Genomic DNA, 25,307 nt, shown 5'->3' with positions numbered 1-25,307 from the left:
TGTTGTATCTATCCTGTGCGCATGCCTTCCGCCCCCGCCGTCCGTGCCAGCAGACCCCCCGCCGCCGAGCGCGTGTACGCGCACGTCAAGGACGCCGTACTGCAACGGCACTACGAGGGCGGCACGCTCCTCACCGAAGGCGATCTGGCCGAGGCCGTCGGGGTGTCCCGGACGCCCGTCCGCGAGGCGCTGCTGCGGCTCGAGGGCGAGGGGCTGCTCAAGCTCTACCCGAAGAAGGGGGCGCTCGTGCTGGCCGTGTCCGCACAGGAGGTCGCGGATGTGGTGGAGACCCGGCTGCTGGTGGAGAAGTACGCGGCCGCCAAGGCCGTGCCCGCGGCGCCGGGGCTCATCGCCCGCCTGGAGGAACTCGTCGACGACATGCGGCGCCAGGCCGGGGCCGGCGACCTGGCCGCCGTCTCCCTGAGCGACCGCGCCTTCCACGCCGAGATCGTGCGCAGCGTGGGCAACCGGATCCTGTCCAGCCTCTACGAGCAGCTCCGCGACCGCCAGTTGCGCATGGGCGTGGCCGTGATGCACGCCCACCCCGACCGCATCGCCAAGAACATCGCCGAGCACACCGAGATCCTCGAGGCGCTGCGTTCCGGGGACGCCGGGGCCGCCACCGCCGTCGTCGAACGGCACGTCGGCTGGGTGCGCAACCTGGCCCGGGGGGACATCCGATGAGTCCGGGGGCACGAGCACTGCCCGGCGACCCGCCCGGCGGCCCGCGGGCCGTGGCCGTGTGGGGGACCGGCGTCGCGGTCTACTTCGTGGCGATCATCTTCCGCACCAGCCTGGGCGTCGCCGGCATCGACGCTGCCGAGCGCTTCCACATCAGCGCCTCCGCCCTGTCCACCTTCTCCATACTCCAGTTGCTCGTCTACGCGGGCATGCAGATACCCGTCGGCCTGATGGTCGACCGGCTGGGCACCAGGAAGGTGCTGGCCCTGGGCGTGGTCCTGTTCACCGCCGGCCAGTTCGGCTTCGCGCTCTCGCACTCCTACGGCACCGCGCTCGCCTGCCGGGCGCTGCTCGGCTGCGGCGACGCCATGACGTTCATCAGCGTGCTGCGCCTGGGCGCGCGCTGGTTCCCCGCCCGCACCGGGCCGATGATCGCCCAGGTGGCGGCGCTGTTCGGGATGGCGGGCAACCTCGTCTCGACGGTCGTGCTGGCCCGGCTGCTGCACGACCACGGCTGGACGGCCACCTTCGCGGGCAGCGCCGGGGCCGGCGTGGTCGTGCTCGTCCTGCTGCTGGCCTTCCTCCAGGACCACCCGGAGGGCTTCGCGCCGGCTCCCGGCCCCCGTTCCGGCAACGGCTCCGTCGGCCGGCAGATCGCGCTGGCCTGGCGCGAGCCCGGCACCCGGCTGGGCCTGTGGGTGCACTTCACCACCCAGTTCCCCGCGATGGTGTTCCTGCTGCTGTGGGGGATGCCGTTCCTGGTGGAGTCCCAGGGGCTGTCCCGCGGCACGGCCGGGTCGCTGCTGACGCTGGTGGTCCTGGTGAACATGGCCGTCGGCCTCGTCTACGGGCAGGTCATCGGCCGGCACCACGCGGCCCGGCTGCCGCTCGCCCTGGGCACCCTCGCGGCCACCGCCCTGACCTGGGCGGCGGCCATCGGCTGGCCCGGCACCCACGCACCCATGTGGCTGCTGGTCACGCTGTGCGCGGTACTGGGGGCCTGCGGCCCGGCCTCGATGATCGGGTTCGACTTCGCCCGGCCCGCCAACCCGCCCGAGCGGCAGGGCACCGCCTCCGGCATCGTCAACATGGGCGGCTTCATCGCCTCCATCACCACGCTGCTGGCCGTCGGCGTGCTGCTGGACGCCACCGGCGACGACTACGGGGCCGCGTTCGCCTCGGTGTTCGTCCTCCAGGCGCTGGGGCTCTCGCAGATCCTGCGGCTGCGCGGCCGGGCGCAGCGGCGGGAGCGGGAGCGGATCGTGGCGTCGCGGGTGGAGACCGTGCACGTACCGGAGCCCGCCCGCACGGATCTGACGTAGAGTCAGGAAAAGGTCGGGAGGCAGTCGCGTCAGGGCGTGACGGCGAACTCCCGCAGGATCGCCCCCGCCAGCTCCCGGTCCCCCTCCACCTTGATCCGGGCGGCCATCGTCTCCGGCCGCACCCGGCCGCACGCCAGCCGGGCGAACGCCTCCCAGTCCAGCGCGAACGTCACCGTCGGGCCCAGCGAGACGCTGCCGTCGATGGTGCCCTTGCCCTGCGGCCCCACCCGCACCGTCCGCATGAACTCCAGCGGCCCGTGCACGTCGAAGACGACCGTGGAGCCCGGCCGCGCCCCGGCGTCCCGCGCCACCACCTTGGGCAGCGCCCCCAGCAGGAAGTCCCGGGTCAGGTGCGCGGCGGGCGAGTCGAGGTTCCCCGGGACACCCAGCGCGCGGCGCAGGTCCTGCTCGTGCGTCCACACGTCGAAGGCCCGGAGCGTGAGCGTGCGTTCGAGCGTCTGCTCGTTGGCGCTGCCCAGCGGCCAGCGGACCGGCGTCTGCGGCGACCGCGTCTCGTTGCGCAGCTGACGGCACCGCCGGATGATCGTGTACTCCAGCTCGGAGGTCATCTCCAGGGCCGTGTGGCAGCGCCGCACGTCGACCTGCACCTCGATGTAGCGCGAGAACTCGTCGGTGACGTGGCGCAGATCGCGCGGCAGCGTGTGAATCGGCCTTGGTTCGCCCAGCATTTCGCACTCGACGCCGATGATGTGCGAGACCACGTCCCGCACGGACCACCCCGGGCACTCCGTGGCCCGGTTCCAGTCGCTCTCGGCGAGGGGTTTCACCAACTCGTTGACGGATTCGACGGAGTGGGTCCAGGCGTCGATGGCGGGCTGAAGGCTGGGATGGACTGTCACGGGCGGATCCCTCGGGCGGTGCTGAGCGGCGGTTGCGTGCGAGGCAGGGCTGTCTGGGCTCTCCGCAGTTAAGTTACGCTGCGGACGGTCGCCGTGGCAGAGGTTTCGGGTGAGGGATGCGGAGAGTGGTGGTACCGTGCGCGCTTCTTTGATCCAGTTCGAAGTGAACCCGTTCGAGACCGTGGACGCCCGCCGGGAGCGTGCCGCCCGGCTGGTGCGGGAGCAGCGGGGCAGCGATCTGGTGGTGCTCCCGGAGCTGTGGACCGTGGGCGCCTTCGCGTACGAGTCCTTCGCCCCCGAGGCGGAACCGCTGGCCGGGCCGACGGCCGCGGCCATGGGGGACGCCGCGCGGGACGCGGGCGTCTGGCTGCACGCCGGCTCGGTGGTCGAGCGCGACGAGCAGGGCGCCCTCTTCAACACCTCGCTCGTGTTCTCCCCGGACGGCGAACTCGTCCGCAGCTACCGGAAGATCCACCGCTTCGGCTTCGACAAGGGCGAGGCGGTCCTGATGAGCGCGGGCGACGAGCCCGTCACGGTGCCCCTGCCGGAGGCCGTGGTGGGCCTGGCGACCTGCTACGACCTGCGCTTCCCGGAGCTGTTCCGGGCCCTGGTCGACGCGGGCGCCCAGGTCTTCGCCGTACCGGCCGGGTGGCCCGAGCAGCGGCGCGGGCACTGGACGCTGCTCGCCCGGGCGCGGGCCGTCGAGAACCAGGCGTACGTCCTCGCCTGCGGCACCGCGGGCACCCACGCGGGCGTGCCGCAGGCCGGGCACAGCATCGTGGTCGACCCCTGGGGCGACGTCCTCGCCGAGGCGGGGCCGGACGAGGAGGTCCTGACCGTGGAGCTGGACCTGGCGCGGCTGGCCAGGACCCGCGAGGAGTTCCCGGCGCTGAAGGACCGCGTCCTCGGCGTCCCCGGCCGCTGAGGCCGTTGTGAACGCCGTGTGACGGCTCCCCGCCGGGGGAATGCCGTGCCGGACGCATGTTGTTGGATGGGGGCATGGCACCCCGAGCACGCGTCCGCGCCCCCGAACTCGCCGGAAAGGGCGGCTGGCTGAACACCGGCGGCACCGCCCTGTCCCTCGCCGATCTGCGGGGACGCATCGTCGTCCTCGACTTCTGGACGTTCTGCTGCGTCAACTGCCTGCACGTCCTCGACGAGCTGCGCGAGCTGGAGGAGAAGCACCGCGACACCCTGGTGATCATCGGGGTGCACTCGCCGAAGTTCGTGCACGAGGCCGACCACCAGGCCGTCGTCGACGCCGTCGAGCGGTACGGGGTGCACCACCCGGTCCTGGACGATCCCGAGCTGGCGACCTGGAAGCAGTACGCGGTGCGGGCCTGGCCGACCCTGGTCGTGATCGACCCCGAGGGCTACGTCGTCGCCCAGCACGCGGGCGAGGGCCACGCCCACGCCATCGCGAAGCTGGTGGAGGAGCTGGAGGCCGAGCACGGCGCCAAGGGGACGCTGCGGCGCGGATGGGGGTACCGCCCATGCCGTCAAGGCAATGGGGGAGGGCCCTACGTGCCGCCGGAGCCGGTCGCCACCGACCTGCGCTTCCCCGGCAAGGCGCTGCTCCTGCCCTCCGGGAACTTCCTGGTCTCCGACTCCACCCGGCACCAGCTGGTGGAGCTGGCGGCGGACGGCGAGACCGTCGTGCGCCGCATCGGCACCGGCGAGCGCGGCTTCACGGACGCGCCCGCGAGCTTCAGCGAGCCGCAGGGCCTGGCACTGCTGCCCGACGGCAAGGTGATCGTCGCCGACACGGTCAACCACGCGCTGCGCACGTACGACCCGGGGACCGGCGCCGTGGAGACCGTCGCGGGCACCGGCCGCCAGTGGTGGCAGGGCTCGCTGACCAGCGGTCCGGCCCGCGAGGTGGACCTCTCCTCCCCCTGGGACGTGGCCTGGTTCGCGGACCGGGTGTGGATCGCGATGGCGGGCGTGCACCAGCTGTGGACGTACGACCCCGAGAGCGGGGCGGTCGCGGTGGGGGCCGGGACGACCAACGAGGGGCTGGTGGACGGCCCCGCGGACGAGGCGTGGTTCGCCCAGCCGTCCGGGCTCGCGGCGGCCGGGGAGCGGCTCTGGCTCGCCGACTCCGAGACCTCCGCGCTGCGCTGGGTGGATCCCGACGGATCCGTCCACACCGCCGTCGGCTCCGGGCTCTTCGACTTCGGCCACCGGGACGGGGACGCCGCCCAGGCGCTGTTCCAGCACCCGCTGGGCGTCACCGCCCTGCCCGACGGCTCCGTCGCCGTCTCGGACACCTACAACCACGCGCTGCGCCGCTACGACCCGGCGTCCGGCGAGGTGACGACCCTGGCCACCGACCTGCGGGAGCCGTCCGACGCGGTGCTCGCGGGCGAGGACATCGTCGTGGTCGAGTCCGCCCGGCACCGGCTGACGCGGCTGCGGCTGCCGGAGGAGGCGGTGCGGGTCGAGTCCGTGGCCCACCGCACGCAGCGCGAGGCGACGGAGATCGGCCCCGGGAAGCTGCTCCTGGACGTGGTGTTCCAGGCCCCCGAGGGCCAGAAGCTCGACACCCGCTACGGCCCGTCGACGCGGCTGCTGGTCGGCTCGACGCCGCCGGAACTCCTTGCGGAGGGGGCGGGGCAGGGGACGGAGCTGCGGCGGGAGCTGGTGCTGGCGTCCGGCGTCGTGGAGGGGGTGCTGCACGTGTCGGCGATGGCGGCGTCGTGCGACGACGATCCGGCGAACGAGTACCCGGCGTGCCATGTGCACCAGCAGGACTGGGGAGTTCCGGTGCGGGTGGTGGCGGGGGGTGCGGGGCGCTTGCCGCTGGTACTGGCGGGGCTGGACGCGTAGGGGCGCCTGCGGCGGGCCTCACCCCGCCCCGCCCCTTCCCGGCTGTATCGATTTGCGGCTCCGCCGCGTGGGGGGGGCAAGCCCCCGGACCCCCGGATCGGGGGGCAGTTTCAGCCCCTCCGGCGTTTGAGGAGCGGGGGCCCGGGGGCAGAGCCCCCGAAGCTTTGGCCCCCGCGCGCAGCGCGAGGGGCCCAGGGGCCCGGGGGCTTGCCCCCGGTTACGGGAAGGGGCGGGGTGGGGAAAAGAACCCCCTACCCCCTCAGCGCATCCGCCTCGCTCCCCACCCAGTACGTCGTCCGCGCCGCATCGTCCACGCGCAGCTTCCCGCCCGGCAGCTGCGGCATCGACGGGTCGCCCGACAGCGGGTCCCCGCCCGGCGTCTGGAAGCCGATGGACAGCTGCTTGACGTCGCGGGCCTGGCCGCCCGATCCGTCCGCGGCCACCGTCAGCAGGCCGGCGTAGGCCGCCTTCCCGGGAGCCAGCTTCACCTTCTCCTTCGGCTTGCTGTCCTCGCTCACCCCGGACGTGGCCTGGTCCTCGTCGAAGCGGACGAACGGGAAGCCGTAGGCCGTGCACGGGCTGCCGGAGGTGTTGGTGGCCACCAGGAGCACGTGGTTGGCGGGCGACTTCACCTCCCGGGCCTCGACCTTGACCGAACCGGGCGCACAGGCGTCGCCCTTGTCCTGCGGCTTGCCGTCGCCCTCGACGTCGCCCTCCGCGTCGCCCCCGTCCGCCGCACCGCTCCCGTTGTTCCCGTCGCTCTGCGCCGCGGCCGGCTTGGCCTCCTTGTCGGCCTCCCCGCCACTGCCGCAGGCGGTGAGGGTGAGGGCGGCCACGGCGGTGAGCACGGCGGCGGCGGTCCGCAGGGTACGGGTGGTCATGAGGATTCCCCCGGTGGGACGTTGAGTGGTGATGACGGGCACAGGGGGGCTGTATATCAGCCTTCGAGGAAGGCCGTGAGCGCGGCGGCGAGCAGGTGCGGGTCGTCGGCACCGCACAGCTCGCGCGCGGAGTGCATGGACAGGATGGGCACGCCGATGTCGACCGTGGCGATGCCGTGCCGCGCGGCGGTGATGGGGCCGATGGTGGTGCCGCAGGGCACGGCGTTGTTGGAGACGAAGTGCTGCCAGGGCACGCCCGCCCGCTCGCACGCGGCGGCGAAGACGGCCCGGCCGCTGCCGTCCGTGGCGTACCGCTGGTTGACGTTGACCTTGAGGATGGGGCCGCCGTTGGGCATCGGGTGGTGCCCCGGGTCGTGGCGCTCGGCGTAGTTGGGGTGCACGGCGTGGCCGGTGTCGGAGGACAGGCACACGGTGCCGGCGAAGGCGCGGGCCTTGTCCTCGAACGTGCCGCCGCGGGCGAAGACCGAGCGCTCCAGGACGTTGCCGAGCAGCGGGCCCTCGGCGCCGGTGTCGGACTGGCTGCCGTTCTCCTCGTGGTCGAAGGCGGCCAGCACCGGGATGCAGGGCAGGCTCGCGGAGGCCGACGCGGCGACGAGCGCGGCGATGCCGGCGTGCACGGACAGCAGGTTGTCCATGCGCGGACCGGCCACCAGCTCGCGGTCGCGGCCGAGGTAGGCGGGCGGCTCGACGCTGTGCAGCATCAGGTCCCAGCCGCTGATCTCGTCGGCGGCGACGCCGGTCTCCTCGGCCACGAAGCGGATCAGGTCGCCCTGGCCGACCTCGCCCAGGCCCCAGAGGGGCGTCATGTGACGCTGCTTGTCGAGCTTGAGCCCGTCCTGGTTGACCCCGCGGTCCAGGTGGATCGCGAGCTGCGGCACGCGCATCAGCGGGCGGTCGACGTTGACCAGGCGGTGGCTGCCGTCCCGCAGGGTGATCCGGCCGGAGAGGCCCAGGTCGCGGTCCAGCCAGGTGTTGAGGAGGGTGCCGCCGTACAGCTCGACGGCGACCTGCCGCCAGCCGTGCGCACCGGTGTCCGGCAGCGGCTTGATGCGCAGGTTGGGGGAGTCGGTGTGCGCTCCGACGATCCGGAACGGGCTGGCGGCGGTGGCCCCTTCCGGGACGAACCAGGCGATGACGGCACCGCCGCGCCGTACGTACTTGCCGCCGGCCTGTCCGTCCCAGGCGTCGGTCTCCGCGACTTCGCGGAAGCCCGCCTTCTCCAGCCGCTCCGCGGTGTTGGCCACCGCGTGGTAGGGCGAGGGACTGACGGCGAGGAAGGACATCATGTCGTCGGTGTGGCCGCGGTCGAAGCGGTGCGCAGAGCTCATGGCCTCAGGATAAGGATCAGGGCAAGAGCCGGACGGGCCTTTTCACGTCCGGCTCTTGCCCTGTGCTGCTCGGGGAGCGGCTGCCTCGGAAGGTTGCTTCCGAGGTTCTTTACAAGGTTCCTCGGTAGGTTCCTCGGAAGGTTCCTTAGAAGGCGGCCTCGTCCAGCTCCATCAGCGACTGGTCGACGCCCTCGGCCAGCGCGCGCTCGACGGCCAGGGCCGGCAGCACGGTGCGGGCGAAGAACTTCGCGGCCGCGATCTTGCCCGTGTAGAAGGCCTTGTCCTTGGCGGACGCGGTCGGCAGCTTCTCGGCCGCCACGGCCGCGCCCTTGAGGAGCAGGTAGGCGACGACGACGTCACCGGAGGCCATCAGCAGGCGGGTGGTGTTCAGGCCCACCTTGTAGATGGACTTGACGTCCTTCTCGGTGGCGGCGAGGTCGGTCAGCATCGCGCCGACGATCCCCTCCAGGTCCACCGCGGCCTTGGCGAGCTGGTCGCGGGCGTCGGCCAGGTCCTCGCCGCCGGCGGCCTCGGCGAGGAACTTCTTGATCTCCTCGGAGAGGGTGGTCAGCGCCTGGCCCTGGTCGCGGACGATCTTCCGGAAGAAGAAGTCCTGGCCCTGGATGGCCGTGGTGCCCTCGTAGAGGGTGTCGATCTTGGAGTCCCGGATGTACTGCTCGATCGGGTACTCCTGCAGGTAGCCGGAGCCGCCGAAGGTCTGCAGCGACTGGGCCAGCAGCTCGTAGGACTTCTCCGAGCCGTAGCCCTTGACGATCGGCAGGAGCAGGTCGTTGAGGCCGTGCAGGGCCTTGGCGTCCTCGCCCGCGGCCTCCTTGACGACGATCTCGTCCTGGACGGTGGCGGTGTAGAGGACCAGGGCGCGCATGCCCTCCGCGTACGCCTTCTGCGTCATCAGCGAGCGGCGCACGTCGGGGTGGTGGGTGATGGTGACCTTGGGCGCGCTCTTGTCCATGAAGTTCGCCAGGTCCGGGCCCTGCACGCGCTCCTTGGCGTACTCCAGCGCGTTGAGGTAGCCGGTGGAGAGGGTGGCGATGGCCTTCGTGCCGACCATCATCCGGGCGAACTCGATGATCATGAACATCTGGCGGATGCCGTCGTGCTTGTCACCGATGAGCCAGCCCTTGGCGGGGTGCTTGTCGCCGAAGGTCATCTCGCAGGTGTTGGAGGCCTTCAGGCCCATCTTGTGCTCGACGTTGGTGGCGTAGACGCCGTTGCGCTCGCCCAGCTCGCCGGTCTCGAAGTCGAACTCGTACTTCGGCACGAGGAAGAGGGACAGGCCCTTGGTGCCCGGGCCGGCGCCCTCGGGGCGGGCGAGGACGTAGTGGAGGATGTTCTCCGCCATGTCGTGCTCACCCGAGGTGATGAAGCGCTTCACGCCCTCGATGTGCCAGGAGCCGTCCTCCTGCTGGACGGCCTTGGTGCGGCCGGCGCCCACGTCCGAGCCGGCGTCGGGCTCGGTGAGGACCATGGTGGAGCCCCACTGCTTCTCCACCGCGAGCTTCGCGATGTGCTTCTGCTGCTCGGTGCCCTCGTCGAAGAGGATGCCCGCGAAGGCGGGGCCCGAGGAGTACATCCAGACGGCCGGGTTCGAGCCCAGGATCGACTCGGCGTACGCCCAGATCAGGGAGCGCGGCGAGGTGGTGCCGCCGATCTCCTCCGGGATGCCCAGACGCCACCACTCGGCGTCCATGTACGCCTGGTAGCTCTTCTTGAACGAGTCGGGGACCGGCGCCGTGTTGGTCTCGGGGTCGAAGACCGGCGGGTTGCGGTCGGTGTCCGCGAAGGACTCGGCCAGCTCGTTCTCCGACAGCCGGGTGATCTCCGCGAGGATGCTCTTCGCGGTCTCGACGTCCATCTCCGCGAACGGGCCGGAGCCGTACGCCTTGTCGCGGCCGAGGACCTCGAAGAGGTTGAACTCGATGTCGCGAAGATTCGACTTGTAGTGGCCCATGACAGACGGCTCCGTAGGTGACGGGAGGGCGATCCTCTGTGCGTACCGGTCAGTAATCAGCATGATGCTACCCGCCGGTAATAAGGCGCAAGACCTGTTCGGCCAACTGTGACCCTTGCGACCCTCTACTCTTTGGGCCATGTACGGCTACGACCAGAACGCGGCACAGCAGGGTTACGCTCCTCCCCAGCAGCCCGGCGGCTACGGGGAGCAGCCGCTGTATCCGGAGCCGTCGCCCCCGTCGCTGGCCGACGCGGTACGCGCCTTCACGACGGGTCAGATGGCCGCCGAGGACTTCCAGACGATCTTCGCGGGTTCCAAGGTCTACTGTCCACGGGGGGAGACCCCGGGTTTTCTGGCTCTTCACAACACCCAGCAGCCGGTTATCCCGATGTTCACCTCCCTGAAGGAACTGCGCCGGTACGCGGGCAAGGAGTCCAAGTACTTCGTGATCACCGGGGCGGAGGTGATCGACCTGCTGCCGACGGGCTACGGCTTCGTGCTGGACATGGAGGGCGACCACCGCATGGTCTTCGACGCGAAGTCGGTGGAGCAGATGGTGGACTTCGCGATGCGCCGGATGTACGGCTGACCGCAGCTCTCCCGCCTACTGCGTGGCGCGTTCGTACAGCCGCTTCACGCCGTCGCCGAAGTACGTGCTGTACGACGTCTCGTCGTCCCCGCCCTCGTCCTTGCCGCCCAGCACGCCCGCGACCGTGCCCAGCCCCGTGGCCGGGTCCACGTCCGTGAGGAACGGGCTGCCGCTGGTCCCGTTCGGCAGCCCCGCGCAGTCGAAGCGCAGCTGCGTCTCGCTCTCGCTCTCCGTCGTGTTCTGGCAGCCGAGCGGGCGTTCGCCGTCGCTGGGGTAGCCCAGCACCCGGGCGGCGGTGCGGCGCGGCGGGTCGAAGCGGATGCGCTCCGCGCCCGTGACGCGCTCGATCGGGGTGTCCTCCGCCTCCCCGTCCGGGTCCGCCGGGCGCACGTGCACGAAGGCCACGTCGTGGTCGGGGTCGCGGTCCTCCGCCCACTCCGGGTCGATGTCGACGGCGGTCGGCACCCACACCCCGTACGGCGCCTCGCCGTCCTTGTAGCCCGGTGCGAACGCGAGGTCCGTCCGGAAGCCGCCGATGTACACGCAGTGCGCGGCCGTGACGATCAGGTCGCCCTTCGGGCTGTGCACGACGCTCGCCGTGCAGCCGTGCCCCGGCTCGCCCCGCCCGGTGTAGAACAGCGGCCCCACCGCGGCCGACGGCGGTGCCTCCGCAGCGACCAGCGGGTTCGACGGGGGCAGCGCGTCGGTGCGGGACCCCTGGGCCACGGGGGCCGCCTGCGGCCGGGGCGGGCTCGTGGTCCGTATCGCCGAGCGCATCGCGGCCGCGGCCTCGTCGCCCAGCCCCTTGGGCTGCTTGTAGTGCCCGGAGGAGTCGCCGTCCGCCAGTGGGGAGTCCGCCGCCGGGCCGACGTTCGCCACGACCAGGCCGGCGGCGGCCAGGGCGAGCAGGGCGACGACGGCGGTGAGGGCGACCGGACCGGGGCCGCCGCGTCTCGGGCTCTTCCGGCTCTTCGGGTGGCTCTTCGGGCGCATTGATCAAGTGTCCACCCTTGGCCCGGAATCTCGCGCTCCGAGGCCGGGGACGAGCCCGGGAATGGAATCGGCATTGCAGGTTGTTCAGTGTTCAACTAAATTGGAACAGAACGAGCCGAGGAGGCCGAGATGCCCGCAGTGACCGTCGAGAACCCGCTGACTCTGCCGCGCGTGGCCGCGCCCACCGAGGGTGTGCGGCGGCCGGTGCTGTACGTCGGCACCGCCCCGAGCGGATTCGAGGGCGAGGGCTTCCCCGTCCGCCGCGCCTTCGCGGGGATCAACTACCGGTACCTCGACCCGTTCATCATGATGGACCAGATGGGTGAGGTGGAGTACGCGCCGGGCGAGCCCAAGGGCACCCCCTGGCACCCCCACCGCGGCTTCGAGACCGTCACCTACCTGATCGACGGCACCTTCGTGCACCAGGACTCGCACGGGGGCGGCGGCACGATCACGGACGGTGACACCCAGTGGATGACGGCGGGCTCCGGTCTGCTGCACATCGAGGCCCCGCCGGAGTCGCTCGTCGTCAGCGGCGGGCTCTTCCACGGCCTCCAGCTGTGGGTGAACCTGCCGAAGGCGGACAAGATGCTGCCGCCGCGCTACCAGGACATCGGCAGCGGGAAGGTCCGGCTGCTCACCTCCCCCGACGGCGGCGCGCTGCTGCGGGTGATCGCGGGCGAGATCGACGGCCACCGGGGGCCGGGCATCACCCACACGCCCATCACGATGGCCCACGTCTCCCTCAGCCCCGGCGCCGAGCTGACCCTCCCCTGGCGGGCCGACTTCAACGCCCTGGCGTACGCGCTCGCCGGGCGCGGCTCCGCCGGAGACGGGCAGCGGCCGTTCCGCATGGGCCAGACGGTGGTCTTCGGCGACGGCGACTCGCTGACGATCAGGGCGGACGGGACGCAGGAGTCCCGCAGCCCCAACTTCGAGGTCGTCCTGCTGGGCGGACTGCCGATCCGGGAGCCCATGCGGCACTACGGGCCGTTCGTGATGAACACGGACGCCGAGCTTGCGCAGGCGTTCGAGGACTTCCAGGCGGGACGGCTGGGGACGATACCCGCGACCTGACGGGCGGGACGGGGCCGGCGGCGGCCGGCCCCGTGCCCGAGTGGTCCCGGGCCTCCGGCGGGCGCACGGTGGAAAGGAAGGCACACCGAACCGACTCCTCCGGGAACGCGGGAACGGAGGCCACAGCCATGCCGATCAACCCCTACGGAGTGCTGGTGGGCCGTGCCACCGGCAAGCAGCGCGAGGGAAGCACGGACAAGCCGCACTACGAGATCTTCCTCGCCGACGCCCACGGCGCCCAGTACCGCGCCGCCGTGAACGTCCTGTCCGACACGGCCCCGAACCAGGTGCTCTACCTGGCGGACGACGACTTCCGTCATCCGGTGACGCAGCTCCTCCCGGCCGCGGGCAGCGGGTGGACGAGCATCCCCTCGCAGGCCGGGACGGGCGCCCTGGACTACGTCCGCGGCAACCTGTTCGACCCTTCCCTGATGCGTCCGCTGCCGCCCGACCTCCCGGGCGTGGACAACGATCTGGCCGACTTCCTCGACCACTACGTGGAACGCGCGATCGCCGACCCCACGGTGGCCGTCTACTGCTTCGGCGAGCACTTCCCCAAGCCCTCCGTGCTCCGCAGGCTCTTCCGCCTCCTGGTCGGCCGGGCCGCCCACGGCGGCGGTGGCGGCGGTGGTGGCGTGGGCGTCCACGACATCCACATGAACCAGGGCAACGGCCAGAAGCACCGCCCCGACGACGGCGTGTGGCAGGACGGCGGGCTGCTGTTCCACCTGCCGGCCGAGCAGCGCTGGGTGGGGATCTTCCTGGCCTTCCAGTCGCAGTCCTGGCACACCGACGACACCACCGGGCACAGCATCGGCGGGGCACCCCGGCTCGGGGAGGCCGCGGCGCCGCTGCGCATCGTCGCCGCCCGGATCGGCACCCCGGGAAGGGCCGCGGACGCCGAGTCCGTCACCTTGATCAACGCCTCGCCCGAGCCCGTCGACATGGGAGGCTGGCGGCTCGCCGACGGACAGGGACACGTCCTTCCGCTGCCCGCGCAGGCCCTGGCGTCCGGGACCACGGTCACCGTCGCGGGCGGCAACGGATTCCGGCTCGGCCGGCAGGGCGGGGCGGTCAGCCTCCTCGATCCGGCGGGGCTCAAGGTGCACGGGGTCGCCTACACCGGTGAGCAGGCCCGGCAGGCGGGGTGGACGACGACCTTCTGAGGCCGCTGGGTTCTTCCGAGGGCCGCTACGTGACCCCCTCGAACGTCACCGCCGCGCCCGGCGGCGCCTCGTGCAGCTCGAACCAGATGTTCTTGCCCTCGCCGCGCGGGTCCACCCCCCACGCCTCGGCGAGCATCTCCAGCAGCACCAGGCCGCGGCCCGACGAGGCCATCTCGCCGGGATGGCGGCGGTGCGGCAGCTCGTCGCTGCCGTCGGCCACGTCGACGCGCACGCAGCGGGTCCCGCGCTCGCCCGATATCTCGGCGATGAACAGCGCGTCCCCGTCCGTGTGCACCAGCACGTTCGTGACGATCTCGGAGACCATCAGCACGGCCGAGTCGGTCTGTTCCGGGTCCGGCCAGTCGTGCATCAGCTCGCGTATCTGCTGCCGGGCCTCCGCGATGCGCTCGGGCTCGGCCTGGGCGATGGTCATGACCGTGCGGCGCGGCGGGTGCAGGACGGCCGGGGCCACCCCGGCCGCCGGGGCCGGCAGCTCCCGGTGCAGGAGCAGCAGGGCGATGTCGTCCTCGCGCCGGTCGATGAGGGGGCCGGTGGTGTAGTGCGAGGGCGGGCCGTGGACGGCCTGGACGAGGGCGTCGGCGAGGTGCTCCAGGGAGTCCTCGTCCTCCTCCGCGAGCGGATGCCCCTCGACGACCTCGCGCAGCCGGGCCCAGCCGGTCTCCAGGTCGTGGCCGCCGGTCTCGATCAGGCCGTCGGTGCAGACCAGCATCGTCTCGCCGGGCTCCAGGACGAGCCGGGTGGTGGGGTAGTCGGTGTCCGGGACGATCCCCAGCGGCAGGCCACCCGCCGTGGGGCGGACGAGCATGGTGCCGTCGCTGAGCCGGATGGCCGGGTCCGGGTGGCCCGCGCGGGCGATCACCAGTGCCCCGCTGGAGGGCGAGGCCTCGATGTAGAGGCAGGTGGCGAAGCGCTGGTCGGCGGCGTCCTCGGAGCCCTCGTCCCCGTTGATGCCCGCCAGGAAGCGGGAGGCGCGGGAGAGCACCGCGTCGGGATGGTGCCCCTCGGAGGCGTACGCGCGCAGCGCGATCCGCAGCTGGCCCATGAGCCCGGCGGCCCGTACGTCGTGGCCCTGGACGTCCCCGATGACCAGGGCGATCCTTCCTCCCCCAGAGGCTTCGCCCTGGGAGGTACCCCCAGGCAGCGGGATCATGTCGTACCAGTCGCCGCCCACCTCCAGGCCGCCGCCGGTCGGCACGTACCGCGCCGCGACCTTCATGCCCGGGACGTCGGGCCGGACGGTGGGCATCATCGAGCGCTGGAGGCCCACGGTCAGCTCGCGCTCGGACTCGTGGAGGCTGGCCCGGCCCAGCGCCTGGGCCAGCATCCGGGCCACCGTGGTGAGCACCGAGCGCTCGTCGGGGGTGAAGGCGACCGGGACGCTGAAGCCCGCCATCCACGCCCCTATGGTCTGCCCCGCGTTGATCAGCGGCAGGAAGGCCCAGGACTTGCGGCCGAAGCGGGCCACCTTGGGATAGACCTCGGGGAAGCGGCGGTCGTAGTCCTCGGGGGAGGGGAGGTAGACCGCCCGGCCGGTGCGGATGACCTCGGAGGCCGGAGCGCCGGCGTCCATGGGCTGGTCCATGAAGTCCGCCAGGTCGCCGGGCTCGTAGCCGTGCATGCCGATGAGCCTGACCCGGCCCGCCTCGCCCGCGAAGACGGCCAGCCCCGAGGGCTCGAAGCCCGGCATCGACAGCGTGGCGGCCACCCGCAGCACCTCGGAGGTCGAGCGCGCCTCGGCCAGCGCCCGCCCGGCGTCCAGCAGGAACGCCTCGCGGTTGCGCCGCCAGTCGCCGGTGACGGCCGTGCGCGAGGCGGAGGTGCCGGGCTGCGGCTCGGGGACCTCCTCAAGGGTGCCGACCAGCCGGGAGGACTCCCCGTGCCCGTGGGGCCTGGCGCGGGTGCGCACGGTCCGCAGCACCCGGCCCGCCTCGTCCACGACGCGCATCCGGGCCTCGGCCAGGGTGCCCTCGGCCGCCGCGAGCCGGATGATGCCCTGGACCTCCACCCAGTCCACCGCGTGGAAGCGGGCGCGCGCGGCGGACTCGGACAGCTCCACCGGCTCGGCGGGCAGCCCCAGCAGCCGGGCGGCCTCCGCGTCGAAGGAATAGGTGCGCGAGGCGTCGTTCCAGTGCCACAGGCCGGTGGAGACGGCGGCCAGTACGTCCTCTGTGCGCATTGCCCCACTTTATGCAGGTCTGTCCCTTCGGGACCACCGATGGTATGCGCGGGCAGTACCCTTACGTGGTGCTGTATGCACGCTGACGCGGTGTGCTGGGCAGCACGGCCACTCTCGATCTGACCGATCAAAGCCTTCGACCACGACTTGGATGAACGATGCATCGTTACCGGTCCCACACCTGCGGCGAGCTCCGTGCGGCTGACGTCGACACCGACGTGCGACTGAGTGGCTGGCTGCACAATCGTCGCGATCTGGGCGGCATCCTCTTCATCGACCTGCGCGACCACCACGGCATCACCCAGCTGGTGGCCCGCCCCGGCACCCCGGCGAACGAGGCGCTGAGCCACCTCACCAAGGAGACCGTCGTCCGCGTGGACGGCAAGGTCGCCAGCCGCGGCACCGAGAACGTCAACCCCGACCTGCCCACCGGTGAGATCGAGGTCGAGGTCACCGAGGTGGAGGTGCTGGGCGCCGCCGAGCAGATCCCCTTCACCATCAACGCCGAGGACGGGGTGAACGAGGAGCGCCGCCTGGAGTACCGCTTCCTCGACCTGCGCCGCGAGCGCATGCACCGCAACATCCTGCTGCGCTCGGCCGTCATCGCCGCCATCCGCCGGAAGATGACCGGCCTCGGCTTCAACGAGCTGGCCACCCCGATCCTGTCCGCCACCTCCCCCGAGGGCGCGCGCGACTTCCTGGTGCCCTCGCGCCTGCACGCCGGCAAGTTCTACGCGCTGCCGCAGGCCCCGCAGCAGTTCAAGCAGCTGCTGATGATCGCGGGCTTCGACCGCTACTTCCAGATCGCGCCCTGCTTCCGCGACGAGGACGCCCGCGCCGACCGCTCGCCGGGCGAGTTCTACCAGCTCGACATGGAGATGTCCTTCGTCGAGCAGGAGGACGTCTTCCAGGTGATCGAGAAGGTCATGACCGAGCTCTTCGAGGAGTTCGGCAACGGCCGCCACGTCACCTCCCCCTTCCCGCGCATCCCCTTCCGCGAGGCGATGCTGAAGTACGGCTCCGACAAGCCGGACCTGCGCGCCAAGCTGGAGCTGAACGACGTCACCGACGTCTTCGAGGGCTCGGAGTTCAAGGCGTTCGCCGGCAAGCACGTCCGCGCCCTGGCCGTGCCGGCCGTGCAGGACCAGCCGCGCAAGTTCTTCGACGGCCTCGGCGACTTCGCGGTCGAGCAGGGCGCCAAGGGCCTGGCCTGGATCCGCGTCGGCGAGGGCGGCCAGCTGACCGGCCCGATCGCCAAGTTCCTCACCGAGGAGAACGTCAAGGCCCTCACCGAGCGCCTCGGCCTGGAGGCCGGCCACGCCGTCTTCTTCGGCGCGGGCGAGTTCGACGAGGTCTCCAAGATCATGGGCGCCGTGCGCGTCGAGGCCGCCAAGCGGGCCGGCCAGTTCGAGGAGAACGTCTTCCGGTTCTGCTGGATCGTCGACTTCCCGATGTTCGAGAAGAACGAGGACACCGGGCAGATCGAGTTCTCCCACAACCCGTTCTCCATGCCGCAGGGCGGCCTGGACGCCCTCAACACGATGGACCCGCTGGACATCCTCGCCTGGCAGTACGACATCGTCTGCAACGGCGTCGAGCTGTCCTCCGGCGCCATCCGGAACCACGAGCCCGACGTCATGTACCGGGCCTTCGAGATCGCCGGTTACTCGAAGGAGGACGTCGAGCGCGAGTTCGGCGGCATGCTGCGCGCGTTCAAGTTCGGCGCCCCGCCGCACGGCGGCATCGCCCCGGGCGTCGACCGCATGGTCATGCTGCTGGCCGACGAGCCGAACATCCGCGAGACCATCGCCTTCCCGCTCAACGGCAACGCGCAGGACCTGCTGATGGGCGCGCCCAGCGAGGTCGACGACGCCCGCCTGAAGGAACTGCACCTGAGCATCTACAAGGGCCCGGCGAAGGCGACGCCGTACAAGCCGACGAAGTAGAGCTGGGCAACAACGCAAAGGGCGGGGCCCGGGACCATCACGGTCCCGGGCCCCGCCCTTTCGCGTCGGCCGTTCCGGTCGTTCCGGCTCAGAATCCGGTCTCGCCGTCGGTCAGTTCGCGCAGCAGGTCGGCGTGCCCGTTGTGCCGGGCGTACTCCTGGGCCATGTGAAGGTAGATCCAGCGCAGCGAGACCTGCTTGCCCCGCCACTCCCCGGTGGCGTCGAGCGACAGCGATGCCGCGTGGGCGTCGGCGAGCGCGGTCTCCTCGCGCCAGGCGGCCAGCGCCGCGGAGAGCGTCGCGTCGGCGGGGACGTCGAATCCCTCGTCCTTCGGGCTAGACGTCGGCACGTCCTTGTCCAGCACCGTGCGGAACCAGTGCTTCTCGACCTTGGTCAGATGCCGGACGAGCCCCAGCAGGCACATCCCGGACGGCGGCGCGGCGGCGGTGCGGGCCTGCTCGTCAGTGAGGCCCGCGCACTTGTGGGCGAGGGTGGCCCGCTGGAAGGCCAGCCAGCTCTCCAGCATGGTGCGTTCGTCGGAGAGCGGCGAGGGCAGGGTCCGGCCGCCCGGGAGCGCCGGTATCGGGCTCGCGCCCTTCTCGTCGTCGGTCATCGCATCGGACATGCCATCAGGCTTACACAAGAGCCGTGGCCATGGGCAGTCGAGGACAGCAACCTGCAGCGTTGTGCACGGCCCGGGACAGCCGGCCCGGCGTCAGCCGGTGCGCCCACAGCACGGAGCGCACTCCGTACTCGGCCACGGCCATCAGCTCGGTCTCGCCCAGCTCCTCGGCCACCACGACCAGCGGCGCCCGGTCGGCCCGGGACAGCCGCCGCAGGGTGCCCGGGGCGTCCTCGTCGTGCCGTCCCATGAGCAGGACGTCGACGGCCGGGACCTCGCCGCCGCGGACCACGTGCACCCCGGGGAGGGCACGCAGCTGCCGGACGATGCGGTGCCGGCCCACCTCGTCGCCGGCGTGGACGGTCACGGTGATGCGTTTGCTTGCGGTGATGCGATGCTCGAACACTGCTCTTCCTCGTCTCCCCCATGGACCAACGCGTTCATGCTGGCGGGACGGGCTCAACGAACGATTGCCGATCGATCAACGCGAACGGCGCGGGGCCCGGGACCGTCGTACGGTCCCGGGCCCCGCGGGCACGGTCGTGCAGTGTCCTGCCGGTGTCCTACGCCTCCGCGTCGGTGCCGCCGAAGCGCTCGCGGTACGCGGCCAGGTCGTCCTCGGTGATCTTCGCGAACAGCACCGGGGGCACCGTGAAGGCCGTGCCGGCGGGGACGAACTCCAGGGAGGCGGCCTCCTCGCCGGTCACCCACGTGCGGGTGTCGTCGGCGAGCGCGAACGCCGAGCGCATGGCGGCCGCGGAGGCCGGGATGAACGGCTCGGACACCACCGAGTAGAGGTGGATGAGGTTCATCGCGGTGCGCAGGGTCAGCGCGGCGCCGTCCGGGTTGGTCTTGATCTCCAGCCAGGGGGCCTTGGTCTCCAGGTAGGAGTTGCCCGCGCTCCACAGCGCGCGCAGCGCCTGGGCGGCCTTGCGGAACTGCAGGGCCTCCATGTGCTCCTCGTACTCCTGGAGCAGCCGGGCGATCTCGCGGCCCAGGTCGGCCTCGGCCTCGCCCGCCTCGCTGCCGGCCGGGACCTCGTCCCCGAAGCGCTTGCGGGAGAAGGACAGCACGCGGTTGACGAAGTTGCCGAGCACGTCGGCGAGGTCCTTGTTCACCGTGGCCGAGAACAGCTCCCAGGTGAAGGACGTGTCGTCGGACTCGGGGGCGTTCGCCATCAGGAAGTAGCGCCAGTAGTCGGCGGGCAGCAGCTCCAGGGCGGCGTCGGTGAAGATGCCGAGCTTCTGCGAGGTGGAGAACTTGCCGCCGTAGTACGTCAGCCAGTTGAAGGCCTTGACGTAGTCGACCTTCTTCCAGGGCTCACGGGTGCCCAGCTCGGTGGCCGGGAACATCACCGTGTGGAAGGGGACGTTGTCCTTGGCCATGAACTGGGTGTAGCGGACGTCCGTGGCCTCGTACCACCAGGACTTCCAGTCGCGGCTCTCCGGGCTCTGGTCCGCCCACTCCTTCGTCGCGCCGATGTACTCGATCGGGGCGTCGAACCAGACGTAGAAGACCTTGCCCTCGGCCGCCAGCTCCGGCCAGGTGTCGGCCGGGACCGGGACGCCCCAGTCCAGGTCGCGCGTGATGGCGCGGTCGTGCAGGCCCTCGGTCAGCCACTTGCGGGCGATGGAGGAGGCCAGCACCGGCCAGTCCTTGCCGTGCTCGTCGATCCACGCCTCGACCTCGCCGGCCAGCTTGGACTGGAGCAGGAAGAGGTGCTTGGTCTCGCGCACCTCCAGGTCGCTGCTGCCGCTGATCGCCGAGCGCGCGTCGATCAGGTCGACCGGGTCGAGGACCCGGGTGCAGTTCTCGCACTGGTCGCCGCGCGCCTTGTCGTAGCCGCAGTGCGGGCAGGTGCCGACGATGTAGCGGTCGGGCAGGAAGCGGCCGTCGGCGAGCGAGTACACCTGGCGGATCGACCGCTCCTCGATGAACCCGTTCTTCTGCAGCTGCCGCGCGAAGTGCTGGGTGATCTCCCGGTTTTCGGCGGAGGAGCTGCGGCCGAAGTAGTCGAAGGACATCCCGAAGCCCTCGTAGATCGCCTTCTGCGCATCGTGCTGCTGGGCGCAGTACGCGCCGACCGGCAGCCCCGCCTCCTTGGCGGCCAGCTCGGCGGGGGTGCCGTGCTCGTCGGTGGCGCAGATGTACAGCGTCTCGCGGCCGGTCTGGCGCAGGAAGCGGGCGTACACGTCCGCCGGGAGCATGGACCCCACCATGTTGCCCAGGTGCTTGATCCCGTTGATATAGGGAAGGGCGCTGGTGATGAGGTGTCGAGCCATTGCGGCTGCTCCCTGGTAGAGGTGTATGCGGTGTGGGTGCACCTTTAGCGTATCCGAGGGCCAGGGGCGTACCGCGCGGCGTTTATTGCGGCGATGTCAATGCTTCCGGGGGCCGCGGCAGGTGTGATCACGGCCGCATCCAGGCCCGCCAGGGCCTGCTGATCACCTCCCGGTAGGTGTGGTGCGAGGGGTTCCGCCCGGCGTGCTGGAACGTCCAGCTCTGGGCCCGTCCCGCGTCCTCGCCGACCGCGGAGGTCTCCCCGCACACGGCGCACTCCATGGCGTAGGTGATCGGCTCCGCGTCGGGCTCCCGGTCGGGGGCGAGCGTCCAGGTGCCGAACAGGAAGACCGTTCGCGCGGTCACGGCCGCCCCCCGGCCTCGGCCGCCGCATCCTGCGGCGGATCGGCTTGCCGCACGTGCTCGGGAGGGCAGTTCCACTCCAGGCCGCCGCGCGGTGGTCGTAGCTGTACGTAACCGGCGTGGTGGTCCATGACTTGTCCGAGCCGGCCGGTGCGGGTGTCGATTGCGTACGTCCCGCGGGCGGGAGCCGGGAGCTGTGGGGGGATTTCGGTGCTCACCCTTCTAAGAGTGCCCACTCAGACGCGAACTGATCGGTTCCGCGGCGCATACGGAGGGTGATATCGGGCGGGCCCGGATGACTCCCGGGTGCACCGCCCGTAAGCCGCTCAGAACTCGTACCGCAGGAGCCGCGCGAAGTCCCACCCCCCGGGCATGCGCGCCATCACCCACATGCCCAACTGCCCTGCTGGGGACAGCCGGTCCCGGCCCGGCAGGTCGGTGGCCCGCAGCACGTCGGTGCAGCGCAGCCCGGGGTGCCAGCCCTCCAGCTCGCGCGGGTCGTCGACGGCCCAGTGGAGGGTGGCCCCGGCGCGGCGCACGGGGGTCACCAGCTTCTGCATCCTGATCCCCAGGCCGGTGAAGCAGTCGAAGAGCAGCTGTCCGTGCGGGAACCGCCCGGTGATCCCCTGCACCAGCTGCCTGCCGTCCTCCTTGTGCAGGTACATCGACAGGCCCTCGAAGACGGCGGCGACGGGCCGGTCGGCGGGCACCCCGCCGAGCCAGGCGCCGTCGGTGACGGAGGTGCCGACGGTCCGGTAGTCGCCGGCGGGCCGGGGGAGCAGCCGTTCCCGCAGCTCCACGACCTCGGGGTAGTCGACGTCCACCCAGCGCACCCCCGGCCCCGGCGCGAGCCGGTGCACGCGGGCGTCCAGGCCGCACGCCAGGTGCAGCACGGTGGCCTCCCGGTGGTCCGCGAGGAACTCCCGCGTCCAGTCGTCCAGGAGCCGGGCCCGCATCGCGACGGCGGCGGCGTTGCCCCGGGTGATCCCGGTGCGGCGGAAGTCGTAATCGATGCGCAAGACGGTCCCGGCGGCCAGCGGGTCGCCGAGGACGGGGTCCGGGGAGCGGCTGTCGAGCGCCCGCCCGTAGAGAGTGGCCAGCATGGTCTCGGGGGCGCCTCGGAGAGCGACCGTTTCGCGGGCGTCCGACCGGTTTGCGCGGTCCATGGATCCACGCTACTGCGGTCAACGGAGACATTTGCGAAACATCGGTGAAGGTAGACCCGCATTCTGGAAGGAAGGGGGCGTGCCGGACGAGAGGAACGCGGACACCATGCGAGTGCTTGTCGCCGAGGACGAAGAGGTACTGGCCGAACTGGTCGCCACCGGGCTGCGCCGGGCGGGCTTCGCCGTCGACACGGTCTACAGCGGCGATGCCGCCCTCGCCTATCTGGGGCTGCACGACTACGACGTGGTCGTCCTCGACCGCGACCTGCCCCGCGTGCACGGCGACGACGTCACCCGGCGCCTCGTCGCCTCCGGCTCCCGGACCCGCATCCTGATGCTCACCGCCGCCGGCTCCATGGAGGACCGGGTCGCGGGGCTGGACCTGGGGGCGGACGACTACCTGCCCAAGCCCTTCGAATTCCCCGAGCTGGTCTCGCGCGTGCGGGCACTGCGGCGGCGCAGCGCCCGGCCCGCGTCCCCGCTGCTGGAGAAGGCCGGGCTGCGGCTGGACACCGTGCGGCGGACGGCCGAGCGGGACGGGCGGGAGCTGGACCTGTCGCCCAAGGAGTTCGCCGTGCTCCAGATCCTGCTGGAGGCGGACGGCGCGGTCGTCAGCGCCGAGGAGCTGCTGGAGCGGGCCTGGGACGCCCACGCCGACCCGTTCACCGGCGCCGTGCGCGTGGCGATGAGCAAGCTGCGCGGCAAGCTCGGCGAACCACAGCTGATCCGCACCGTGCAGGGCGTCGGGTACGCCCTGTGAGGCGGCCTGTCCTCGCCGCCCGCACCCGGATCGCCGTCGCCTTCGGGGCGCTCTTCCTGCTGCTGGGCGGGGGCCTGCTGACCGTCGTCAACGTCCTGTCGCGGGCGGGCACGCAGGAGCAGGCCACCAGACTCGCGCGGACGGCCGTGCCGGTGGAGATGGTGCGGCCGGGGGAGCCCGTGGCGGTGACCACCCTGGTCCGGCTCTCCGGCGACGTCAGCGAAGCCGCCTCCCACGAGCTGGTGTTCTGGTCGGCCGTGGCGCTCCTGGGCACCGCGCTGCTCGCGCTCGGCGTGGGCTGGTGGACGGCCGGGCTCTTCCTGCGGCCGGTGCAGGACGTGCTGGACAGCCAGCGGCGGTTCATCGCCAACGCCTCGCACGAGCTGCGTACCCCGCTGGCCACCCAGCGGGCCGCCATCCAGGTCGGCCTGGAGGGCAGCCCGTCCGCCGCGGAACTCGCCCGTACGAAGGCGACGCTGCTGAAGGCGAACCGCCGGACCGAGCGGCTGATCGACGGCCTGCTGCTGCTCGCCCGCAGCGAGCGCGGCCTCGACCGGCGCGAACGCCTCGACCTGGCCGAGGTGGTGGCCGAGGAGGTGGCCGCCGTGACCGAACGGGCCGGGCGGGAGGGCGTGCGGCTCTCCGTGCACCCCTCGCCCTGCCCGCTCACCGGCAGCCGCGTGCTGCTCGCACAGCTCACCGGGAACCTCCTGCGCAACGCCGTCGGCTACAACCACCGGGGCGGGGTGGTGGAGGTGAGCGTGCACCCGGGACGGCAGTCGGTCTTCCTGACGGTCGCCAACACCGGTCCGGTCGTGCCCGCGAGCGAGATCGGCACGCTTTTCGAGCCCTTCCGGCGGGGGAGCGGGCGGGAGCGGCTCGGCGGCGGCTCCGGGCTGGGGCTGTCCATCGTGCGGTCGATCGCCCGGGCCCACGGGGGGACGGCGAAGGCCGCCCCCCGGTCCGGGGGCGGCCTCCGTGTGGTGGTCGAACTGCCGCGCGGGGAGCGGCCGGCCGGCTAACGGACGATTCCGGCGGCCCGCGCCTCCGCCAGCCACTCGGGGAACTCCACCATCAGTTCCCTGTACAGCTCGCCGTCCGGCAGCAGCCGCGGCTCGCGGCCGGCGTGGAAGAAGCCGGCGTTGTCGACGACGCGCTTCTCCGGCACCGGCAGGTCGTCCAGCTTCCGCAGGAAGTCGAAGCCCTTGCCCTCCGGGTCGCCGAAGCCGACGAACTGCCAGAAGATCGGCAGCTTCGCGGCCTCGCACAGCGCCCGCTCGGCGGCGGGCTTGCTGTAGGGGGCGCCGTCGGTCTGGAAGATGACGAAGGCCGGGTCGGCCGAGCCCGACTTCTTGTAGTGGTCGACGACGGCCTCGATGGCCCAGTGGTAGTTGGTGCGGCCCATGTGGCCGTAGGACTCGTGGAGTTCCTGGATGCGGCCCCGGTAGTCGGTCAGGTCGAGTTCGGCGGTGCCGTCGACGTCCGTGGAGAAGAAGACGACGGGGACGACGCCGTCGTCGTCGAAGTTGGCCGCCAGGCCCAGCGCCTGCTCGGCGAGGTGCTGGACGGTGCCGTCCTTGTAGTAGGTGCGCATGGAGCCGGAGCGGTCGAGCACCAGGTAGACGGCTGCCCGCTGCCCGGCCAGGCCCTGTTTGGCCAGCGAGACGCCCGCCGACTCGTAGAGGCCGACCAGCCCGGGCGCGGTCTCGCGCACCTTCTCCAGGCTGATCGCGGCGGCTCCGGCGGCTGCCGGTGCGTCCTCGAACGCGGGCGAGGGCTCGGGCTTGGGGCCCGGGGGCGGCTCCGGGACGGGGTGGGGCTCGGGCCGCGGCGCGGGCTCCGGCTCGGGCACCGGCTTGGGCTCGGGCATCGGGGTCGGCTGCGGCTCGGGTTCCGGGACCGGTTCGGGGCGCGGCGGGCCGGGGGTGGGGATGGGGCCGAGCGGGCCGGGGTCGGGGACGGTCGGACCGACGCGGTCGGCGGTCTCGGCGGTCGGCTGGGCGGGGACGGACACGGCGGCCGGGGCGGTGCCCGCGGCGCTGTCGGGTCCCGCGCTCTGCTGGGGAAGGCTCGGTTCGTCGCGCCCGGCTGTTTTCGAGCGGCCGAAAGCGTTCCGCAGCAGACTCCGAATGCCCATGGGGAATTTGTCCTTCATGTCTCTCGGTGTTATTGATTGTCCGTACTGCGGGGAAAAGTCCCCGGGCTTGACGACTACGTAAGGCTAGCCGTCAAGTCCGGTCCAGGGTGTTCA

23 protein-coding genes are annotated in these 25,307 nt (G+C 71.9%); 10 read left to right on the top strand and 13 right to left on the bottom strand.

The features are described from left to right. The first annotated feature begins 21 nt into the window (after positions 1 to 21). Positions 22 to 684, top strand: a complete 663-nt coding sequence (locus tag AC1Z4A_RS15215; RefSeq protein WP_483679303.1) for a GntR family transcriptional regulator — start codon at positions 22 to 24, stop codon at positions 682 to 684. Further along, positions 681 to 2,003: an MFS transporter gene (locus tag AC1Z4A_RS15210; protein ID WP_483679302.1), complete on the top strand. Its 1,323-nt coding sequence runs from the start codon at positions 681 to 683 to the stop codon at positions 2,001 to 2,003. Before AC1Z4A_RS15215 ends, AC1Z4A_RS15210 begins: the two co-directional genes overlap by 4 nt. A gap of 29 nt (positions 2,004 to 2,032) precedes the next feature. Here AC1Z4A_RS15210 and AC1Z4A_RS15205 read toward each other — a convergent pair whose 3' ends face one another. Continuing rightward, the gene (locus AC1Z4A_RS15205; RefSeq protein ID WP_483679300.1) at positions 2,033 to 2,863 is read right to left on the bottom strand and encodes a maleylpyruvate isomerase family mycothiol-dependent enzyme; all 831 of its coding nucleotides are present in this window, start codon (positions 2,861 to 2,863) and stop codon (positions 2,033 to 2,035) included. A 136-nt stretch (positions 2,864 to 2,999) separates the two neighbouring features. Here AC1Z4A_RS15205 and AC1Z4A_RS15200 point away from each other — a divergent pair, with 136 nt between their 5' ends. After that, positions 3,000 to 3,788, top strand: a complete 789-nt coding sequence (locus AC1Z4A_RS15200; protein ID WP_483679298.1) for a carbon-nitrogen family hydrolase — start codon at positions 3,000 to 3,002, stop codon at positions 3,786 to 3,788. A gap of 74 nt (positions 3,789 to 3,862) precedes the next feature. After that, positions 3,863 to 5,692, top strand: a complete 1,830-nt coding sequence (locus AC1Z4A_RS15195) for an NHL domain-containing thioredoxin family protein (protein WP_483679296.1) — start codon at positions 3,863 to 3,865, stop codon at positions 5,690 to 5,692. 251 nt (positions 5,693 to 5,943) lie between these two features. On the opposite strand, the gene AC1Z4A_RS15190 is transcribed toward AC1Z4A_RS15195, so the two are convergent. The 3 genes from AC1Z4A_RS15190 to AC1Z4A_RS15180 all read right to left on the bottom strand — a co-directional run bounded on the left by AC1Z4A_RS15190 (position 5,944) and on the right by AC1Z4A_RS15180 (position 9,894). Continuing rightward, entirely contained in the window at positions 5,944 to 6,573 is a 630-nt protein-coding gene (locus AC1Z4A_RS15190; RefSeq protein WP_483679295.1) for a DUF4232 domain-containing protein, read from the bottom strand. A 56-nt stretch (positions 6,574 to 6,629) separates the two neighbouring features. Beyond that, entirely contained in the window at positions 6,630 to 7,922 is a 1,293-nt protein-coding gene (locus AC1Z4A_RS15185) for a M18 family aminopeptidase (protein WP_483679291.1), read from the bottom strand. A 145-nt stretch (positions 7,923 to 8,067) separates the two neighbouring features. Beyond that, entirely contained in the window at positions 8,068 to 9,894 is a 1,827-nt protein-coding gene (locus tag AC1Z4A_RS15180; RefSeq protein ID WP_483679290.1) for an acyl-CoA dehydrogenase, read from the bottom strand. Positions 9,895 to 10,033: 139 nt separating this feature from the next. Here AC1Z4A_RS15180 and AC1Z4A_RS15175 point away from each other — a divergent pair, with 139 nt between their 5' ends. Further along, positions 10,034 to 10,486 (top strand): SseB family protein, encoded by a 453-nt coding sequence (locus tag AC1Z4A_RS15175; protein WP_483679288.1) that lies wholly within the window; start codon positions 10,034 to 10,036, stop codon positions 10,484 to 10,486. A gap of 15 nt (positions 10,487 to 10,501) precedes the next feature. On the opposite strand, the gene AC1Z4A_RS15170 is transcribed toward AC1Z4A_RS15175, so the two are convergent. Continuing rightward, positions 10,502 to 11,479: a trypsin-like serine peptidase gene (locus tag AC1Z4A_RS15170; protein WP_483679286.1), complete on the bottom strand. Its 978-nt coding sequence runs from the start codon at positions 11,477 to 11,479 to the stop codon at positions 10,502 to 10,504. Positions 11,480 to 11,608: 129 nt separating this feature from the next. Here AC1Z4A_RS15170 and AC1Z4A_RS15165 point away from each other — a divergent pair, with 129 nt between their 5' ends. Together AC1Z4A_RS15165 and AC1Z4A_RS15160 are read left to right on the top strand one after the other, a co-directional pair. After that, positions 11,609 to 12,556 (top strand): pirin family protein, encoded by a 948-nt coding sequence (locus tag AC1Z4A_RS15165; protein WP_483679284.1) that lies wholly within the window; start codon positions 11,609 to 11,611, stop codon positions 12,554 to 12,556. Positions 12,557 to 12,684: 128 nt separating this feature from the next. Beyond that, complete coding sequence (locus AC1Z4A_RS15160; protein ID WP_483679281.1) at positions 12,685 to 13,722, top strand: DUF2278 family protein; 1,038 nt, start codon at positions 12,685 to 12,687, stop codon at positions 13,720 to 13,722. A gap of 25 nt (positions 13,723 to 13,747) precedes the next feature. Here the strand turns inward: AC1Z4A_RS15160 and AC1Z4A_RS15155 are convergent, their stop codons facing one another. Continuing rightward, a complete protein-coding gene (locus AC1Z4A_RS15155; RefSeq protein WP_483679280.1) occupies positions 13,748 to 15,919 on the bottom strand; it encodes an ATP-binding SpoIIE family protein phosphatase in 2,172 nt (723 codons plus the stop codon). A gap of 158 nt (positions 15,920 to 16,077) precedes the next feature. On the opposite strand from AC1Z4A_RS15155, the gene aspS reads away from it, so the two are divergent. Beyond that, positions 16,078 to 17,865 (top strand): aspartate--tRNA ligase, encoded by a 1,788-nt coding sequence (gene aspS / locus AC1Z4A_RS15150; RefSeq protein ID WP_483679279.1) that lies wholly within the window; start codon positions 16,078 to 16,080, stop codon positions 17,863 to 17,865. A gap of 88 nt (positions 17,866 to 17,953) precedes the next feature. Here the strand turns inward: aspS and AC1Z4A_RS15145 are convergent, their stop codons facing one another. The 6 genes from AC1Z4A_RS15145 to AC1Z4A_RS15120 form a co-directional block, all read right to left on the bottom strand. Beyond that, entirely contained in the window at positions 17,954 to 18,490 is a 537-nt protein-coding gene (locus tag AC1Z4A_RS15145; RefSeq protein ID WP_483679278.1) for a DinB family protein, read from the bottom strand. A 10-nt stretch (positions 18,491 to 18,500) separates the two neighbouring features. Further along, positions 18,501 to 18,893 carry a DNA-binding response regulator gene (locus AC1Z4A_RS15140; RefSeq protein WP_483679277.1) on the bottom strand — a complete coding sequence of 131 codons (393 nt, stop codon included), beginning with the start codon at positions 18,891 to 18,893 and terminating at the stop codon, positions 18,501 to 18,503. Positions 18,894 to 19,050: 157 nt separating this feature from the next. Then, positions 19,051 to 20,769: a methionine--tRNA ligase gene (gene metG, locus AC1Z4A_RS15135; RefSeq protein WP_483679276.1), complete on the bottom strand. Its 1,719-nt coding sequence runs from the start codon at positions 20,767 to 20,769 to the stop codon at positions 19,051 to 19,053. A 127-nt stretch (positions 20,770 to 20,896) separates the two neighbouring features. Continuing rightward, entirely contained in the window at positions 20,897 to 21,133 is a 237-nt protein-coding gene (locus tag AC1Z4A_RS15130; protein WP_483679274.1) for a DUF7848 domain-containing protein, read from the bottom strand. Beyond that, the gene (locus AC1Z4A_RS15125; protein WP_483679272.1) at positions 21,130 to 21,348 is read right to left on the bottom strand and encodes a hypothetical protein; all 219 of its coding nucleotides are present in this window, start codon (positions 21,346 to 21,348) and stop codon (positions 21,130 to 21,132) included. The genes AC1Z4A_RS15130 and AC1Z4A_RS15125 overlap by 4 nt, the downstream gene beginning before the upstream one ends. Positions 21,349 to 21,456: 108 nt before the next feature. After that, positions 21,457 to 22,296, bottom strand: a complete 840-nt coding sequence (locus AC1Z4A_RS15120; RefSeq protein ID WP_483679270.1) for a class I SAM-dependent methyltransferase — start codon at positions 22,294 to 22,296, stop codon at positions 21,457 to 21,459. A 106-nt stretch (positions 22,297 to 22,402) separates the two neighbouring features. Here AC1Z4A_RS15120 and AC1Z4A_RS15115 point away from each other — a divergent pair, with 106 nt between their 5' ends. After that, on the top strand, positions 22,403 to 23,056 hold the full coding sequence (locus AC1Z4A_RS15115; RefSeq protein ID WP_483683603.1) for a response regulator transcription factor: 654 nt from the start codon (positions 22,403 to 22,405) through the stop codon (positions 23,054 to 23,056). Next, positions 23,053 to 24,078, top strand: coding sequence for a sensor histidine kinase (locus tag AC1Z4A_RS15110; protein WP_483679268.1), 1,026 nt, complete (start codon positions 23,053 to 23,055; stop codon positions 24,076 to 24,078). Before AC1Z4A_RS15115 ends, AC1Z4A_RS15110 begins: the two co-directional genes overlap by 4 nt. Here AC1Z4A_RS15110 and AC1Z4A_RS15105 read toward each other — a convergent pair. Then, on the bottom strand, positions 24,075 to 25,193 hold the full coding sequence (locus AC1Z4A_RS15105; protein WP_483679266.1) for a vWA domain-containing protein: 1,119 nt from the start codon (positions 25,191 to 25,193) through the stop codon (positions 24,075 to 24,077). The two genes, AC1Z4A_RS15110 and AC1Z4A_RS15105, sit on opposite strands and share 4 nt — an antisense overlap. Positions 25,194 to 25,307 lie beyond the last annotated feature (114 nt).

The organism is Streptomyces sp. 17_S59 (genome assembly GCF_056930295.1).
This window is presented reverse-complemented; position numbering and strand designations above follow the sequence as displayed.